Here is a 15,067-nt window from a genome sequence, read left to right as displayed (position 1 = left end):
CATGACGCAACAGGGAACCGACGTGAGCTGGGCGCTCCGCGATCTGGTGGAGAGCATCCCGGAGATCCGTTTCGCCCTCGTGGCCTCCAGCGACGGCAAGGCCATCACCTCCTTCGGCGCCGAAGACCCCGACGACGTGGACCGCTTCGCGGCCGTGGTGGCCGGGCTGCAGGCCCTGGCCCAGCCGGTCGCCGAGCAGTTCCCCACGTACGCGGGCCAGTTGAGACTCGCGATGATCGAGGTCGACGGGGGCCACCTCTTCGTCGTCCGGGCGGGCGTCGAGACGTATCTCGGCGTGCTCGCCCGCGAGGGCCTCGACCAGGGCCTGCTCGGACACCAGATGAGGGACCTCGCCCGCAGGATGGGCGAACTGCTCGGCACCACCCCGCGCCAGGAGGAGCACTCTGGATGAGTGCTCCCCGCCGGCCCACGGACCCGTCCGGACTGGAGCGTTACTACGTCCTCACCAAAGGACGCAGCCGACCGGACGGGTCGGCGTCGACTCTCGACGTGGCTACCCTCATCGTCTCCCGCAGCGACCCCGCGGCGGGCATGCAGCACGAGCACGAGGAGATTCTGCGGCGCTGCCGCGACCCGCTGTCGGTCGCCGAACTCGGCGCCCACCTCGGACTGCCCTTCAACATTCTCGCGGTGCTGCTGGCGGATCTGCTGGACGCAGGCCGCGTCGAAGCCCGTGACCCCATCCCGGCGCACGATGCCGGGGACGGGCTCGACCTCGCGCTCCTTCAGGAGGTACTCAGTGGACTTGAACGGCTTTGACCACCCCGGCAGTTCCGGTGCCGGAGGCACGCGCTCGGTCAAGGTGATGATCGCCGGCGGATTCGGCACCGGGAAGACCACCATGGTCCGCTCCGTCAGCGACATCAAGCCGCTCACCACCGAGGAGACCCTGACGCAGGCGAGCGTCGGCAGCGACCACCTCATCGGCGTCGCCGACAAGACGCAGACCACCGTCAGCCTGGACTTCGGCAAGATCAGCCTCAACGACAGCCTGATGCTGTACCTGTTCGGGACGCCGGGCCAGGAGCGCTTCTGGTTCCTGTGGAACGGCCTGTTCAAGGGTGCGCTCGGCGCGATCGTCCTGGTGGACACCCGCCGGCTGGCGTCGAGCTTCCGGGCGATCGAGGAGATGGAACGGCTGAAGGTCCCCTTCGTCATCGCCCTGAACGTCTTCCCCGACTCCCAGGAGCACCCGGTCGAGGAGATCCGGGACGCGCTGGACATCTCCCCGCACACCCCGGTCGTGGTCTGCGACGCCCGTGACCGGACCTCCAGCCGCGACGTGCTCGTCGCGCTGATACGTCACCTGCAGGAACGCTCCGCCGTCGCCGTGGAGGCCCGATGAACGACCAGCCCCAGGGCCTCGCCGCCCCGTCGGGGTGCCCCGTCGCCCACGGCGCCGGCATCACCCGGCTCTACGGCGAGGAGTCGGAGACCGACTCGCACGACATCTACGCGCGGCTGCGCAAGCGGTACGGCACCGTCGCCCCCGTACTGCTGGAGGGTGACATCCCGGCCTGGCTGGTGCTCGGCTACCGCGAGATCCGGCGCGTGCTGGACAACCCGTCGCAGTTCAGCCGGGATTCACGGATCTGGCGGGACTGGCAGGAGGGCCGGGTCCCGGAGACCTCGCCGCTCATCCCGATGCTGGGCTGGCGCCCCGACTGCGTCTCCCAGGACGGCGAGCCGCACCGCAGGCTGCGTGCCGCGGTCACCGACAACCTCCAGGCGGTGACCGGCCGAGGCATCCGCCGCCATATCACGCACTTCGCGAACAAGCAGATCGACGCCTTCGCGGACGCGGGCCGCGCCGACCTGGTGACGGACTTCGCCGAGTACCTGCCGATGCTGGTCCTCACCCGGGTGTTCGGGCTCGCCGAGCGCGAGGGGCGCAGCCTCGCCGAGTCCAGCAACCAGCTCATGAAGGGCGGCGCGGACGCCCTCGCCCACAACGAGCGGATCATGGGTGTCCTGGCCGAACTCGCCGCCCGCAAGCGGGCGGAGCCGGGCTCGGACTTCGCCACCGGGCTCCTGGGGCACGACGCGAGCCTGGACGAGGACGAACTGGTCAACCACCTGCGCCTGGTGCTGATCACCGCCCACACCATGACCAGCAACCTGCTGGCCCGGGCGCTTCAGCTGATCCTCACGGACCCCTCCCGGCACGCCGGGCTGGTCAGCGGGCAGTTGGACATGACCACGGTGGTCGAGGAGGTGATGTGGAACACCCCGCCGCTCGCCGTGCTGCCGGGGCGTTTCGCGACCTCCGACCTCGAACTCGGCGGCTGCGCCCTCAAGAAGGGCGACCTGATCGTCCTCGGCCTGGCGGCCGGCAACATGGACCCGCAGATCCGGCCCGACTCCGAGACCTCGGTCGTCGGCAACCAGTCCCATCTGGCCTTCAGTGGGGGCCCGCACGAATGCCCCGGCCAGAACCTGGGCCAGGCCATCATCGAGACGGCCGTGGACGTCCTGCTCCACCGCCTGCCCGACCTGCGTCTGGCGGTCCCGGCGGAGGAACTCACCTCGACGGCCTCCACCTGGGAGTCCCGACTGGACAGCCTGCCGGTGGAGTTCGCACCCTGATCCGCACGGGCTCTCGGTGAAACCGTCGCGAGGGGCCGCCGTCCGACGGGACGGCGGCCCCTCGCCGTTCGGTTCACACCGCGAGCAGGTCGTCCACCGATCCACGGCCCGCCAGTTCGGCCGCGACCGCCTCGCCCTCCTTGGCGGCCGCGTAGCGGCCGGTGATCAGGGCCCACTCGTAGTTGCCGTTGATCCAGTGCTGTATCGCCTCGACGCCCATCCGCACCCGGGCGCGCTCGTCCTCGTCCAGGCCGAGCTCGTCGCACATCTGCGGGACGCGCGCCTCGAGTTCGACGTACTCCTCGAGGCAGTCGCTCGTCATGCGGTACGCCTCGTCGATCGCGTCCTGCCAGGACCCGCCCCGCTCCCGCTGCAGGACGCATATCAGGTTGTGGCCGTCGCCCCGGCGCCGCTCGCGCTCGAAGGAGTGGATGTCGTTCATGAACCCGATGGTGTCCGCGGCCAGATCGCGCATCCGCTCCATCAGCGGCTGGGCCATCACCTGCGCGGGCACCTCGAAGCCGCGGCTGCGCTCGCCCGCATCGATGCTGTGGTGGATGCCGACCGTACGGCGGCGGAAGATGGCGTACTCGTCGAGTCCGAGCGTCCCGGCCAGCCTGCGGGCGGCCAGGTCGACCTCCTCGCAGTGCGCCACCAGGAACCGCCCCCAGGACGCCGCGAAACGCGTCTGCCAGGTAAGGGACATGCCGTCGGAGAGCCGCTCCCAGACCTCCGCCCAGGCCAGCGTGATCGGGCAGACCACCCGGGGGCGGCTGCCGGCCGGGCGCAGCGGTGTCACGATGAGCTCGCGCGCGACCTCGGCGATCTTGTCGGCGCGGTCCGGCTGGTTGGCGTCGAACTGGTCGTCGAAGAGGAACGCCAGCGAGAACCAGTTCATCAGCACGATCAGGTCGTCCGCCGACGCGTGCGGGTAGGTACGCGCGGCGGCCTGCGGCAGATCCCAGGACTGGTACTCCTCGAACCCGGCCTGACTGCGCACCAGGCCCATGTCCCAGATCCACCGAAGATGGCGGGCCCGCGCATACTCCAGATGCTCGCTGACGGGGGTGTCGAAGGGCAGGTCGAACCTGACGTCCTGAGGCATTCGTTTCCTTTCGGGAGACGGCACGCAGAGTCCCCCCAACTCCTTGCCAGCGGGCGGCCGCACGACCGCACCGCACTCGAACTGCACTTCCCGGCACGAAAGTTGTGCGCCGGGAAGTGCTACGAGAACTGCCCAGAGCCTAAATGATCTACACCGTGACCCTGCCGTGATGTGTGTTACTGCATATGCCTCTTGTGTCGCGTGTGCTTGCGAGGCCCGGCAGGAGGCCCGGAAGGGCCCGGGCGGGAGGTCCCGAAGGAAGGCAGCAAAAGGGCCCCGCCGCGACGGGGGAACGCGGCGGGGCCTTGACGCACAGGTGCCCGCGGGGAAGCCGATCATGCCTCCCGCGAACAGCTTTTTCCTCGACTCCGTGATCTCCGGCCGGACTCAGCTCCCGGCGGCCGGTTCGAGCACGAAGACCGGGATCGCCCGGTCCGTCTTCTGCTGGTACTCGGCGTACGGCGGATACGCGGCGACCGCCCGATCCCACCACTCGGCCTTCTCCGGGCCGGTGACCTCACGGGCCGTCATGTCCTGCTTGACCGGGCCGTCCTGCAGCTCCAGACGGGGATCGGCCTTGAGGTTGTGGTACCAGACCGGATGCTGGGGCGCCCCGCCCAGCGAGGCGACGGCCGCGTACCGGCCGTCGTGCTCGACCCGCATCACCGGCGTCTTGCGGATCTTGCCGCTCTTGGCGCCCAGGGTCGTCAGCAGGACGACGGGCATCCCCGTGTCCCGCAACGTCGTCCCCTCGGTGCCACCGGACCCCTCGTACAACTCGACCTGCTCCCGCACCCACTGCGTCGGACTGGGCTCGTACTCGCCCTCTAGAGGCATGGTGTTCGTCCCCTCGTCGAAACCGCGGTTGAACTGACACCGCGATTCAACACTGGTACCCACACGTTTCATCCGTACCGCGCCGTCACGGCGGCGCCATCGCCATCCGTGCGGCCAGCGCCAGGATCACGCCGCTCGACAGCAGCGCGGTCACCAGCCGCCCCCGCTGCCCGGTCAGCGCCCGGCCGAGGAGCGCGCCGCCACCGGCCAGGAACAACTGCCAGCTTGCGGAGGCCGCGAACGCCGCCAGCACGAACACACCCTGGGACAGGGGGCGTTCGGCGTCCGTGGTGCGCGTGCCGAGCACCAGCGCGGCGAAGTAGATGACGGTGGTGGGGTTGAGGAGGGTGATCCCGAGGAGGCCGAGATACGCCCGCGCCGGGGTGGGAACCGGCCGCTCCGGCCGCAGGGCGGGCCCGCGTTCACGGTGCCGGCGCAGCGCGGCGACCGCGCCCCGCACCGCCAGCGCGGCCAGCACCAGGGCCGAGGCCCAGCGCAGCGGGGTGAGGACCGGCCGCAGGGCCGCCGCGAGGGCGGAGCCGCCGAGCATGGCGACGAGGGCGTAGAGGCCGTCGGCGCTGGCGACGCCGAGCGCGGCGCAGGCGCCGGTCCTCAGGGACGTACGAGCGGTGAGCGAGACCAGGTAGGTCGCGACGGCGCCGACGGGTACGGCGATGCCGTAGCCGGCCAGCAGGCCCGCGACGAGCGCCGCCGTCACGAGCGCGCGGAATCGGGCCTCCGGGGGCGGCCGGGCTGCTGCTGGACCCGCACGGGGCACACGGCGGCGGAGGTCGGCGGCAGGTAGGCTGCAATCGAGGTCATGCGCCGAATCCTGCGGCGTGCGGCCGGGCACCGGCAACCGAATTTCGGCAACGGGACGACGCACGAACCACGATGTTCGGCCAGATCCCCCGAATCACCGATCTGGCCGAACTTGCCATCGCCTCATAGATGCCTTGGGCATCTAATGAAGATCGGCACGACGCCCCCCACGTCTGCGAGGTCTTCCATGACGGAACCGACAGAACTCACGCGACCCACCGAACGTACGCACCTCACGGAGCGAACGGACCGTACGGACCGTGCGGAAGCGACCGGTCCGGCAGCCGCGGCCGAACCCGTCGCCTTCCCCCAGGACCGCAGCTGCCCCTACCATCCGCCCACCGGCTACGACCCGCTGCGCGAGCGGCGCCCGCTGGCGCGCGTCACCCTCTTCGACGGCCGCCCGGTCTGGCTGGTCACCGGCCACGGCACGGCCCGCACCCTGCTGTCCGACCCGCGGCTGTCGACCGACCGCACCCGCCCGGAGTTCCCCGCGACCTCGCCGCGCTTCGCGGCGTTCCGCGACCGCAAGCCCGCGCTCCTCGGCGTCGACGACCCCGAGCACCGCACCCAGCGCCGGATGATGATCCCTTCCTTCACCCTCAAGCGCGTCGCCGACCTGCGGCCCGAGATCCAGCGGATCGTCGACGAGCGGCTCGACGCGATGATCGCGCGGGGAGCCCCCGCCGAGCTGGTGAGCTCCTTCGCGCTGCCCGTGCCGTCCATGGTGATCTGCGCCCTGCTCGGAGTCCCGTACGCCGACCACGAGTTCTTCGAGGAGCAGTCGCGCCGGCTGCTGCGCGGGCCCACGGCTGCCGACACCCGGGGCGCGCGCGACCGGCTGGAGGCGTACATCGGCGAGCTGATCGACCGCAAGCGCGAGCAGCCGGAGCCCGGCGAGGGCATCCTCGACGACCTCGTCCACCACCAGCTGCGCGAGGGCACGCTGGACCGCGCGGAGGTCGTCGCCCTGGCGATCATCCTGCTCGTCGCGGGCCACGAGACGACGGCCAACATGATCTCGCTGGGCACGTACACCCTCCTCCGGCACCCCGAACGGCTCGCCGAACTCCGTGCCGATCCGGCCCTGCTGCCCGACGCCGTCGAGGAGCTGATGCGGATGCTGTCGATCGCGGACGGTCTGCTGCGCACGGCCACCGAGGACATCGAGGTGGACGGCACCACCATCCGCGCCGGTGACGGCGTGGTCTTCTCGACCTCGGTGATCAACCGCGACGACTCGGTCTACCCCGAACCCGATGCCCTGGACTGGCACCGCCCCGCCCGTCACCACATAGCGTTCGGGTTCGGCATCCACCAGTGCCTCGGCCAGAACCTCGCCCGCGCCGAGATGGAGATCGCCCTGAGCGCCCTCTTCGAGCGGCTCCCCGGACTCCGCCTGGCCGCACCGCCGGAGGAGATCCCCTTCAAGCCCGGCGACACGATCCAGGGGATGCTGGAACTCCCCGTGACCTGGTAAGAGGCTCCTGCCATGCACATCAGCATCGACATCGACCAAGACCTCTGCATCGGCGCCGGCCAGTGTGCCCTGACCGCCCCGAAGGTCTTCACCCAGGACGACGACGGCTTCAGCACGCTGCAACCCGGCTGGGAGGAGCGCGCGGGCGACCCGTTGGTGCGGGAGGCGGCCCGCGCCTGCCCCGTCGGCGCCATCACGGTGACCGAGACGACGGGCTGACGACGGGCGAACGACGGACTGACGACGAGCTGAGGACGGGCTGGTCCACGCCCCGTCGGACGGGCTGCGGCGGCGGTCGGGAGCAGGTACCGTCTCCGCTGCCGTCCCGGCGCCGTACCGCCGCCGCTGTGCCGCCGCTGTGCCGCCACCGTCCGTCGTCGGGCGAAGTCCTAGGAGGAGAAAGACCATGGCCGACCGCCCGCCCCTGCCGCCCTTCACCCGCGAGACCGCCGCACAGAAGGTCCAGTCCGCCGAGGACGCCTGGAACACCCGCGACCCGCACAAGGTGGCGCTCGCCTACTCCGAGGACTCGGTCTGGCGCAACCGCGACGCCTTCGTCACCGGCCGCGCCGAGATCGTCGAGTTCCTCACCGCCAAGTGGGCGCGGGAGCTGGACTACGCGCTGCGCAAGGACCTGTGGGCCTTCGACGGCAACCGCATCGCGGTGCGCTTCCAGTACGAGTCCCGGGACGCCGACGGGCAGTGGTGGCGCTCGTACGGCAACGAGCTGTGGGAGTTCGACGAGCACGGGCTGATGATCCGGCGCGAGGCCAGCATCAACGACGTGCCCATCGAGGCGAAGGACCGCAGGATCTTCGGCTCACGCCCCGCAGCCGAGCGGGGGCTGTCCTTCCCGCTGCAGTAGAGGACGCGCGCTTCAGCAGGGGACCCGCGCTTCAGTAGGGTTCCCGGATGACCGCACAGGCCGAGAAGCCCTTCCTGTACGTCGTCGTCTGCGCGGCCGGGATCGCCGTCGGCGTCAGCAAGTTGATCACCGCCGCCCAGGAGCGGGACTGGGAGGTCGGTGTCATCGCGACGCCGGTCGCCATGAGCGGATTCTTCGACACGGGCGCCGTCGAGGCGCAGACCGGCCGCCCCGTCCGGTCCGCCTGGCGCACCCCCGCCGACCCGCGCCCCTTCCCGCCGCCGGACGCCGTGGTCGTCGCCCCGGCCACCTTCAACACCCTCAACAAGTGGGCGGCCGGGATCGCCGACACCCTCGCCCTCGGCACCCTCTGCGAGGCGTTCGGCCTCGGTGTTCCCATCGCCGTCCTGCCCTGCGTGGCCGACGCGCTGGCCGCCCATCCCGCGTACGGGGCGAGCATGGTCCGGCTGCGCGGGATGGGCGTCCGCTTCGGCGAGCCGTACGGCGGCGAGGTGGACGAGACCGGCCGCCGACCGGAGTTCGGCTGGGAGCGCGCGCTGGACCTCCTGGAGCGCGACTAGGGCCACCACGCCCCTCACTCCACCTCGCGCACGTATCCCCTGCCCTCGGCGTCGGCAGCGCGACATCACGGCGGACGATGCTCAGCCGGTCGCCGAAGCCTGCGCCGGCGCTCGCCCGGAGACGTCCGGCGCGGGTGACACCCTCGCCGGGCCGGACCCGGCGACACGTGTCCAGATCAGGGCGGCCGCCGGCTGCGGTCGTCAAGCGGGGCCCACGAGGGCCTACGCTCCAGGTGACAACCGATCCGAAGGCAGGAGCAGCAACGATGCAGTACGTGAAGCTCGGTTCGACGGGCCTCGACGTGTCACGGGTCTGTCTGGGCTGCATGACGTACGGCGATCCCGACCGCGGCGCCCACGAGTGGACCCTCGACGAGGAGGCCTCGCGCCCGCTGATCCGGCAGGCGCTGGAGGCGGGCATCAACTTCTTCGACACGGCCAACGTCTACTCCGACGGCACCAGCGAGGAGATCGTCGGCAGGGCGCTCGGTGACTTCGCGAACCGCGACGAGATCGTGCTCGCGACGAAGGTCCACGGCCGGATGCGCCCCGGACCCAACGGGGGCGGGCTGTCCCGCAAGGCGATCATGTCGGAGATCGACCACAGCCTGCGCCGCCTCGGCACCGACTACGTCGACCTCTACCAGATCCACCGCTACGACCACGAGACGCCCGTCGAGGAGACGATGGAGGCGCTGCACGACCTGGTGAAGGCGGGCAAGGTCCGCTATATCGGGGCCAGTTCGATGTACGCCTGGGAGTTCGCGAAGGCCCAGTACACCGCCGAGCGGCACGGCTGGACCAAGTTCGTCTCCATGCAGAACCACTACAACCTCCTCTACCGCGAGGAGGAGCGCGAGATGCTGCCGCTGTGCGCGGACCAGGGCGTGGGCGTGCTGCCCTGGAGCCCGCTCGCCCGCGGCCGCCTCACCCGGGACTGGGGCACCGTCACCGGGCGCAGCACGACCGACAACTTCGGCGACCGTCTCTACCTGGAGAGCGACCGGTCGATCGTCGAGGCCGTCACCCGGATCGCGAACGACCGGGGTGTGCCGCGTGCCCAGGTGGCCCTCGCCTGGCTGCTCCACCAGGACACGGTGGCCGCACCGATCGTCGGCGCGGCCAAGCCGCAGCACCTCCAGGACGCGGTGGCCGCCGTCGAACTCGAGCTGAGCGACAAGGAGATCGAGGAACTGGAGCGGCCCTACACCCCGCGTGCCATCAGCGGCCACTGACGGAACGAATGACGGTGAGACCCCGTGCGGCACGCACTCCCCGTGCCGCGCGGGATCGGGTCCGGCGAATTCACTGACATCAAGTCAATTTCCAGAAATCGCCGGGGCGTTGTGCCATTCCCGCCAATCCCTTGTTCCGTGTCGCCGCCTGTGCGAAGGTGTCGGCTGTCGGCGTGCGGCCCATTACATTCCTCGCCGCGCGCGCGAGCCCGTTCCGTACGCCCCCACGCTTCAAAAGAGCTGCCGCCGGCGGACGTTCGAGACGCCGAATCCCCTACGGGGTGAACCTCCCCGGGATTCCCCCACCCCAGGTGGCGTCTGGAATCCGTGCAGTCGTGTGGAAGGAATGCAGCCGTGAATGACGCAGGCCTGCCGAATTCTCCGGGCCCGGTCCGGACCTCCGGCATCACGGACGAGCAGTTGAGTGCTGAACTGAAGAAGTGGACGGGGACGACGTCCGCGCCGCATCCCGTGGGCGAACTCCTCGACCGGCACTGGGAAGCGGCCTTCTCCTACGCCCTGTTGTGCACCGACGGCGCCCGCGCGGCCGGAATGCTCACCACCGCGGCCTTTACAAGACTTTTCGGTGAATTGCTCAGACACACCGGACCCGCGACCGCATGGCGCCCTCAACTCCTTCTCACCGTACGGCGCATCACGGCGGAATGGGACACTGACGGACGCCGCGAACAACTCCACCCCGCACTGCGCTCCGCCGCCGCGGCCGGCGACCGCGCGGCGGCCCGGCTGCTGCCGCCGTCCGACCGGCGCCTGCTGTCGCGGGCGTTCCAACGGCTGCCGCAGGCCTCCCGCGCGCTGCTCTGGCACACCGAGGTCGAGGCCGAACCGCTCGCCGTCCCGGCCGCCCTGCTGGGCCTCGACGAGGAGGACGCCCGCGTCGAACTCCGGCGCGCCCGCGAACGGTTGCGCGAGGAGTGCCTCCAGGTGCACCGCGAACTCGCCCCGGAGGACGAGTGCCTGCGCTACATGCGCATGCTCGACGTGACCTACCGGCGCGGCGGCGTCGACGTCGACCCGGACCTGCGCCTGCACATCGACGGCTGCCGCCACTGCCTCCACACCGCCGACCAGTTGGACCAGTTCAACGGCGGCCTCGGCCTCGCCCTGGCCGAGGCGGTCCTGGGCTGGGGCGCCCTGGCCTACCTGGAGGTCAGGGCCGGGCTGACCGAGCAGCCCGCGGCGCACGCGCCCGCACAGCCGGCCGTCGCCCGCCCCGCCATCGGCCCTTGGACAGCGTCCCGTAGCCCTTCCCGAACGCCTGCCCCGTCCCCTCGCCCTGCCACCCCCGTCCGCCGGTCGGTCCCCAGGGCCGCGCTGCGGGCGGCCCGTCGCGCCCGCCGCCGCAACCTCGTCGCGGCCGTGGCGACCGTGAGCGGTCTGGTCGTCCTGCCGCTGCTCCTGTGGGCCGTCGTCGGCTCGGACGACGGTGGCGCCCCCGCCGCCGCGGGCGGAAAGCCCACCGGGACACCCGCGCCCGGTTCGCCGACGCCGGTACCCTCCTGGGTCGGGGCCGGTGCGACCGCCCAGGGGGACCTGCGCGGCAGGCTGCACAACGTCGCGTCCGGGCTGTGCGTGGGCGTCGTCGGGGAGAAGGCCGTCAAGGGTGCGCAGACCGAGCTGGCCACGTGCAGCTCGGCCACGAGCCAGCAGTGGTCGTACGAGACCGACGGGCTGCTGCGCAACGGCGCCGCCCCCGGCCTCTGCCTGGACTCCCACCTCGGCTACTCGGTCCGGCTCGCCCCGTGCGCCGGCGCCTCACGGCACGGTGCCAAGGACATCCGCTACGACTTCACACTCCAGGGCGCCCTCGTCCCCCGTGGGAACCAGGACCTGGCCCTCACCCCCGCCGCCACCGACGGCGGGGGCGACCTCGTCCTCAAGAACCGCACGGACGCCACCGTCCAGCGCTGGGTCATCGACACCTCGAAGCCCGACCTGCAACTGCAGGTGGTCGACTGGGACGGCGGCAGCCGCTCGTCTTCGACCCCGACCACCGCCGAGCCCGCCCCCCGCGCGACGGGAACGCCGTCGCGGACACCCAGCCCCTCCTCGTCCGAGCCGAACTCGGGCCCGGAGCCTTCGAGTTCACCGTCGTGGTCGAGTCAGGGGGCGGGGCCGGTCGACGGCTGTGACTACCACCCGTACTCCTGCGGTTCGGGCGGTCAGTACGGCGGCTATGGCGGGTACGGCGGTGGTTACGGCGGCCGGTACGGAGGTTGGGGTCGCTGACAGGCTCAGGCGCCGGTGCCCCGGCTGAAGACCGTCAGGAAGACCGAAGAAGCGTTGCCGGACACCGGCACCCTTCCGGCCGTCCACGCCACCTTCAGGTGGTCCCGCTCGTCCGGCGGCGTGACGATCAGCGCGGCGGGCGTCGCCGTCTTGGCGCCGCTGACCTCCGGGTTGGAGAAGCTCAGGCCCGCCCACGCGCTCTGTCCCGGCTTCAGGGTGACCGTCGTGGGTGAACCGGAGGAACGCTTCGGGTCCGGACCGAGCTGAGCGCCGGAGGCGTTCACGAAGGCGGCGCCGGGATAGCCGTGCACGGTGCAGGTGCGGGCCGACTTGTTGGTGAGCACGATCGGGAAGTTCTCCTGGCCGGCACCCGGGTTGTTGCGGCCCACGGAGGCCCTCAGCTCGGAGGTGTGGCAGCGGGTGCTGCCGCCGGTCGTGGTGGTTCCTTGGCCGGTGCCCTTGGTCGCCTTCTTGCTCGACGCGTGGCCCGACGTCGTACCCGCCGGGGCGGGGGCGCTGGGAGAGGTCGGTGCGGGGGTGTCGTCGCCCTTCGGGGCCTCGGTCGCGGGTGCGGCCGTGCCCGAGACCTTCTGCGGCGCGACCTGGGTACCGGAGCCGTTGCCGCAGGCGGTCAGGAGGCTCAGTACGGCGAACGAGGTCACGAGCAGGGTCGCCCGACGCGTGGACGGGGAGGTGTGCGCCATGTCTGTCACCACTCCTGGATCTTCACGGCACGCGGTGGCACGTGCCTGCGGCGCCTCGTGCGCCGTCATCAGACTCCGATGCACGGGCCGCCCGAAAAGTTCGCGACTCGCCTGGATGTCTTCCCCGGCGGAGCGATTTCCTCCCCGCCTTGTCAGGTGACCCACGGCTCGCCAGGCTGACCGCGGCCTCCTCGGCCGGGTGACCGCTGTCTGTCAGGTGACCCGCAGCGAGCGGAGGATGCCGTCCGTAGCGTCGCCGTCCCCGCGCTCGCGGACCTGCACGTACACCTGGGGGTGCGCGGCGCCGCCCGCCGTGCCGAGCGCCGTCTCGGTGAGGGAGCCGCCGCCGGAGCAGTCGCGCCAGACCCGGGTCCGGCCGTGCCAGCGCGCGCTCGTGAAGGCGTGGCTGCCGGCGTACCGGCACCCGGTGTGGTCGAGGGCGTTCACCCGGGCGGTGACGTCGCCGTGCTCGCTCAGGCCGATGAACACGCCGTTCACCGGGGCCGTGAGGTCCTGCCACCGCGTCAGGTCGTCGGCGACGGCCAGCCCCGGCTCGTGCCCGGAGGCCAGGCCGAGCGCCCGCGGATCCCAGCCGGAGTCGCGCAGCCGTCGCCCCCATCCGGCGGGGACCTCGGCCACGATCCGGCCGGTGGCGTCCGTGACCCGCGCCTCGTCGGGCGCGGAGTGCCGGTTCGCCAGTGCGACGGCGACGGCCGCGACCGTGGCGGCGAAGACCGCGGCCACGGTGAGCGTGACGGGGCCGAGCCGGCGCCTGACGCCGTCGAGTCCCCGGCGGGCGGGTCTCGCGCGGGGCGGGGCAGCGGTCGCCGCCGCGGCCAGCCCGTCCAGCTCGTCCGCGAACGCCGCCGCACCGGGCCAGCGCCGCTCCCGGTCCGGCTCCAAAGCGCGCATCAGGGCCCGCTCGACCTCCTCGGGAAGGTCGGGCCGCAGCCGCCCCGGCCGTACGACCTTGCCCGGCGCCCCCGGCACCGTGCCCGTCACCAGCTCGTAGCCGACCGCGCCCAGGCTGTAGACGTCGGCACGCGCGTCGATGCCCGCGCCGGGCTCGGCCTGCTCGGGCGGCCGGTACCCCGCCGAACCGGCGGCCAGGGTCAGCCCGGAGGCCTGCGCCAGGCTCTTGGCCAGCCCCAGGTCGGCCAGCAGCACCCGCCGGGAGCCGTCCGGGGCGGTGCGCAGCAGCACGTTGGTCGGCTTGATGTCGCGGTGCACGATCCCCGCCTCGTGCAGCGCCGCCGCGCCGCGGGCGGCCAGGGCCGTCAGGCGCAGCGCCTCGGGCACCGGCAGGGGAGCGGCGGCCGAGAGGTCGGCGAGGGTGCCGGCGTCGGCGTACTCCATCACGAAGTACGGTCTGCCATCGGGCAGTTCACCGATGTCGTAGACCTGGACGACCCGGCCCGAGCCGGCCTTGCGCAGCAGCCGCGCCTCGGACAGGAACCGGTCCCTGACGTCGAGTCGGTGCGCCCAGTTCTCGGCGAGGACCTTCACCGCCACCGGGGCCTCGAGCTGCTCGTCGTGGGCGAGCCACACCGTGCCGAAGGCGCCGGTGCCCAGGCGCCGTTCGAGGCGGTAGCGGCCGATCCGCTCCAGGGACTGCATGCGACTATCATGCCTGCCCTGAGATCGGCTCCGAGGGGGAACGTCCCGTGCACGACGCGGCGTTGACGGAAGACCTCGCCCTGCGTGCCGCCGCGGGCGACCCGGCGGCCCTGGACCGGCTGCTGAGCGCCGTCCGGCCCGAGGTCCTGCGGCGCTGCGGGCGCTTCCTGCCGTGCCGGGAGGACGCGGAGGAGGCGGCACAGGACGTGCTGCTCCAGGTCGCCCGGAAGATCACCGCCTTCGAGGGCCGCAGCCGCTTCAGCACCTGGCTCCACACCGTCGTCGCCAACTGCGCCCGCCAGAAGTACCGCGAGCTCAAGCGGCGCGCCACCGAACAGCCCGCCGCCATCGAGCCCTCCCAGCACGTCGACCCGCGCACCACCAGCGTCATCGCGGGCTCCCGCGTCGACCTGCTGGAGGCGCTGGAGCGGCTCGAACGGGAGCACCCGCACCTGGTCGCGCCGCTGGTCTACCGCGACATCTGCCAGCTGGACTACGCCGAGGCCGCCGAGCGCGTCGGTGTTCCCCTCGGCACGTTCAAGTCCCGTCTGCACGAGGCCCGTAAGCAGGTACGGCCCTGGCTGGCCGCCGGCTGACCCCCCTTGCCGCTCGCCGCACGCACGGTGCCCGGCCGGCGCGCTGCCGTTCCTGCCCGGGTACCGTTCGGCATACGGCTTGAACTGGGGACATTTACCGGTAAGTACCCGCGCGGTACCTTGAGGACATGCCAGCTCTCAACGTGGAGTTCAGCGAACGCGAGCTTGAGGACCTGCGGCAGATCGCCAAGGAGCGGGGGACGTCGATGAAGGCTCTGGTGCGCGAGGCGGCCGCGGCCGACATCGCCCGGCACCGGGCGCTGGAGGAGGGGGCGGAGGTCTTCCGCCGCTTCTTCGCCGCCCACGCCGACGAGTTCGCGGCCGCGTTCCCCGGCGACGAACCGCCCACCGAGGGCGAGGCCGCCTGA

General features: G+C 71.9%; 17 protein-coding genes. 12 read left to right on the top strand and 5 right to left on the bottom strand.

What is annotated here, in order from left to right; all coding sequences use genetic code 11:
- Position 1 precedes the first annotated feature (1 nt).
- The 4 genes from ABZ910_RS23395 to ABZ910_RS23380 are packed head-to-tail and all read left to right on the top strand — an operon-like array spanning position 2 to position 2,607.
- Positions 2-412 (top strand): roadblock/LC7 domain-containing protein, encoded by a 411-nt coding sequence (locus tag ABZ910_RS23395; RefSeq protein ID WP_361368349.1) that lies wholly within the window; start codon positions 2-4, stop codon positions 410-412.
- On the top strand, positions 409-780 hold the full coding sequence (locus ABZ910_RS23390; RefSeq protein ID WP_361368346.1) for a DUF742 domain-containing protein: 372 nt from the start codon (positions 409-411) through the stop codon (positions 778-780). Before ABZ910_RS23395 ends, ABZ910_RS23390 begins: the two co-directional genes overlap by 4 nt.
- Entirely contained in the window at positions 761-1,366 is a 606-nt protein-coding gene (locus tag ABZ910_RS23385) for an ATP/GTP-binding protein (protein WP_361368343.1), read from the top strand. The genes ABZ910_RS23390 and ABZ910_RS23385 overlap by 20 nt, the downstream gene beginning before the upstream one ends.
- On the top strand, positions 1,363-2,607 hold the full coding sequence (locus ABZ910_RS23380; RefSeq protein ID WP_361368340.1) for a cytochrome P450: 1,245 nt from the start codon (positions 1,363-1,365) through the stop codon (positions 2,605-2,607). Before ABZ910_RS23385 ends, ABZ910_RS23380 begins: the two co-directional genes overlap by 4 nt.
- A 73-nt stretch (positions 2,608-2,680) precedes the next feature.
- Here the strand turns inward: ABZ910_RS23380 and ABZ910_RS23375 are convergent, their stop codons facing one another.
- The 3 genes from ABZ910_RS23375 to ABZ910_RS23365 all read right to left on the bottom strand — a co-directional run bounded on the left by ABZ910_RS23375 (position 2,681) and on the right by ABZ910_RS23365 (position 5,267).
- The gene (locus ABZ910_RS23375) at positions 2,681-3,712 is read right to left on the bottom strand and encodes a 7-epi-alpha-eudesmol synthase (RefSeq protein WP_361368337.1); all 1,032 of its coding nucleotides are present in this window, start codon (positions 3,710-3,712) and stop codon (positions 2,681-2,683) included.
- Positions 3,713-4,099: 387 nt separating this feature from the next.
- Complete coding sequence (locus ABZ910_RS23370; RefSeq protein ID WP_361368334.1) at positions 4,100-4,549, bottom strand: nitroreductase family deazaflavin-dependent oxidoreductase; 450 nt, start codon at positions 4,547-4,549, stop codon at positions 4,100-4,102.
- Between the two features lie 85 nt (positions 4,550-4,634).
- On the bottom strand, positions 4,635-5,267 hold the full coding sequence (locus tag ABZ910_RS23365) for a LysE family transporter (protein WP_361368331.1): 633 nt from the start codon (positions 5,265-5,267) through the stop codon (positions 4,635-4,637).
- A gap of 291 nt (positions 5,268-5,558) precedes the next feature.
- Here ABZ910_RS23365 and ABZ910_RS23360 point away from each other — a divergent pair, with 291 nt between their 5' ends.
- The 6 genes from ABZ910_RS23360 to ABZ910_RS23335 all read left to right on the top strand — a co-directional run bounded on the left by ABZ910_RS23360 (position 5,559) and on the right by ABZ910_RS23335 (position 11,782).
- Positions 5,559-6,851, top strand: coding sequence for a cytochrome P450 (locus tag ABZ910_RS23360; RefSeq protein WP_361368328.1), 1,293 nt, complete (start codon positions 5,559-5,561; stop codon positions 6,849-6,851).
- Positions 6,852-6,863: 12 nt separating this feature from the next.
- The gene (locus ABZ910_RS23355; protein WP_361368325.1) at positions 6,864-7,070 is read left to right on the top strand and encodes a ferredoxin; all 207 of its coding nucleotides are present in this window, start codon (positions 6,864-6,866) and stop codon (positions 7,068-7,070) included.
- A gap of 187 nt (positions 7,071-7,257) precedes the next feature.
- Complete coding sequence (locus tag ABZ910_RS23350; RefSeq protein ID WP_361368322.1) at positions 7,258-7,716, top strand: nuclear transport factor 2 family protein; 459 nt, start codon at positions 7,258-7,260, stop codon at positions 7,714-7,716.
- A gap of 47 nt (positions 7,717-7,763) precedes the next feature.
- Complete coding sequence (locus tag ABZ910_RS23345) at positions 7,764-8,297, top strand: flavoprotein (RefSeq protein ID WP_361368319.1); 534 nt, start codon at positions 7,764-7,766, stop codon at positions 8,295-8,297.
- Positions 8,298-8,563: 266 nt separating this feature from the next.
- Positions 8,564-9,532, top strand: coding sequence for an aldo/keto reductase (locus ABZ910_RS23340; RefSeq protein WP_361368316.1), 969 nt, complete (start codon positions 8,564-8,566; stop codon positions 9,530-9,532).
- A gap of 354 nt (positions 9,533-9,886) precedes the next feature.
- Entirely contained in the window at positions 9,887-11,782 is a 1,896-nt protein-coding gene (locus ABZ910_RS23335; protein WP_361368313.1) for an RICIN domain-containing protein, read from the top strand.
- Positions 11,783-11,787: 5 nt separating this feature from the next.
- On the opposite strand, the gene ABZ910_RS23330 is transcribed toward ABZ910_RS23335, so the two are convergent.
- Positions 11,788-12,486, bottom strand: a complete 699-nt coding sequence (locus ABZ910_RS23330) for a DUF4232 domain-containing protein (RefSeq protein WP_361368310.1) — start codon at positions 12,484-12,486, stop codon at positions 11,788-11,790.
- Positions 12,487-12,699: 213 nt separating this feature from the next.
- Complete coding sequence (locus ABZ910_RS23325; RefSeq protein ID WP_361368308.1) at positions 12,700-14,103, bottom strand: serine/threonine-protein kinase; 1,404 nt, start codon at positions 14,101-14,103, stop codon at positions 12,700-12,702.
- Between the two features lie 47 nt (positions 14,104-14,150).
- On the opposite strand from ABZ910_RS23325, the gene ABZ910_RS23320 reads away from it, so the two are divergent.
- Together ABZ910_RS23320 and ABZ910_RS23315 are read left to right on the top strand one after the other, a co-directional pair.
- Entirely contained in the window at positions 14,151-14,699 is a 549-nt protein-coding gene (locus tag ABZ910_RS23320; RefSeq protein WP_361368305.1) for an RNA polymerase sigma factor, read from the top strand.
- 128 nt (positions 14,700-14,827) lie between these two features.
- The gene (locus tag ABZ910_RS23315) at positions 14,828-15,067 is read left to right on the top strand and encodes a hypothetical protein (RefSeq protein WP_361368302.1); all 240 of its coding nucleotides are present in this window, start codon (positions 14,828-14,830) and stop codon (positions 15,065-15,067) included.

It is taken from the genome of Streptomyces sp. NPDC046805 (genome assembly GCF_040645355.1).
In the GTDB taxonomy this organism is placed as follows: domain Bacteria; phylum Actinomycetota; class Actinomycetes; order Streptomycetales; family Streptomycetaceae; genus Streptomyces.
Note: the sequence above shows the minus strand (reverse complement) of the source record. Positions and strands in the feature narration are given on the sequence as shown.

Coding starts and splice junctions, on each gene's coding strand:
- ABZ910_RS23315 (WP_361368302.1), top strand. CDS start 14,828: ATGCCAGCTCTCAACGTGGAGTTCAGCGAACGCGAGCTTGAGGACCTG.
- ABZ910_RS23375 (WP_361368337.1), bottom strand. CDS start 3,712: ATGCCTCAGGACGTCAGGTTCGACCTGCCCTTCGACACCCCCGTCAGC.
- ABZ910_RS23325 (WP_361368308.1), bottom strand. CDS start 14,103: ATGCAGTCCCTGGAGCGGATCGGCCGCTACCGCCTCGAACGGCGCCTG.
- ABZ910_RS23380 (WP_361368340.1), top strand. CDS start 1,363: ATGAACGACCAGCCCCAGGGCCTCGCCGCCCCGTCGGGGTGCCCCGTC.
- ABZ910_RS23390 (WP_361368346.1), top strand. CDS start 409: ATGAGTGCTCCCCGCCGGCCCACGGACCCGTCCGGACTGGAGCGTTAC.
- ABZ910_RS23395 (WP_361368349.1), top strand. CDS start 2: ATGACGCAACAGGGAACCGACGTGAGCTGGGCGCTCCGCGATCTGGTG.
- ABZ910_RS23370 (WP_361368334.1), bottom strand. CDS start 4,549: ATGCCTCTAGAGGGCGAGTACGAGCCCAGTCCGACGCAGTGGGTGCGG.
- ABZ910_RS23345 (WP_361368319.1), top strand. CDS start 7,764: ATGACCGCACAGGCCGAGAAGCCCTTCCTGTACGTCGTCGTCTGCGCG.
- ABZ910_RS23340 (WP_361368316.1), top strand. CDS start 8,564: ATGCAGTACGTGAAGCTCGGTTCGACGGGCCTCGACGTGTCACGGGTC.
- ABZ910_RS23355 (WP_361368325.1), top strand. CDS start 6,864: ATGCACATCAGCATCGACATCGACCAAGACCTCTGCATCGGCGCCGGC.
- ABZ910_RS23360 (WP_361368328.1), top strand. CDS start 5,559: ATGACGGAACCGACAGAACTCACGCGACCCACCGAACGTACGCACCTC.
- ABZ910_RS23330 (WP_361368310.1), bottom strand. CDS start 12,486: ATGGCGCACACCTCCCCGTCCACGCGTCGGGCGACCCTGCTCGTGACC.
- ABZ910_RS23350 (WP_361368322.1), top strand. CDS start 7,258: ATGGCCGACCGCCCGCCCCTGCCGCCCTTCACCCGCGAGACCGCCGCA.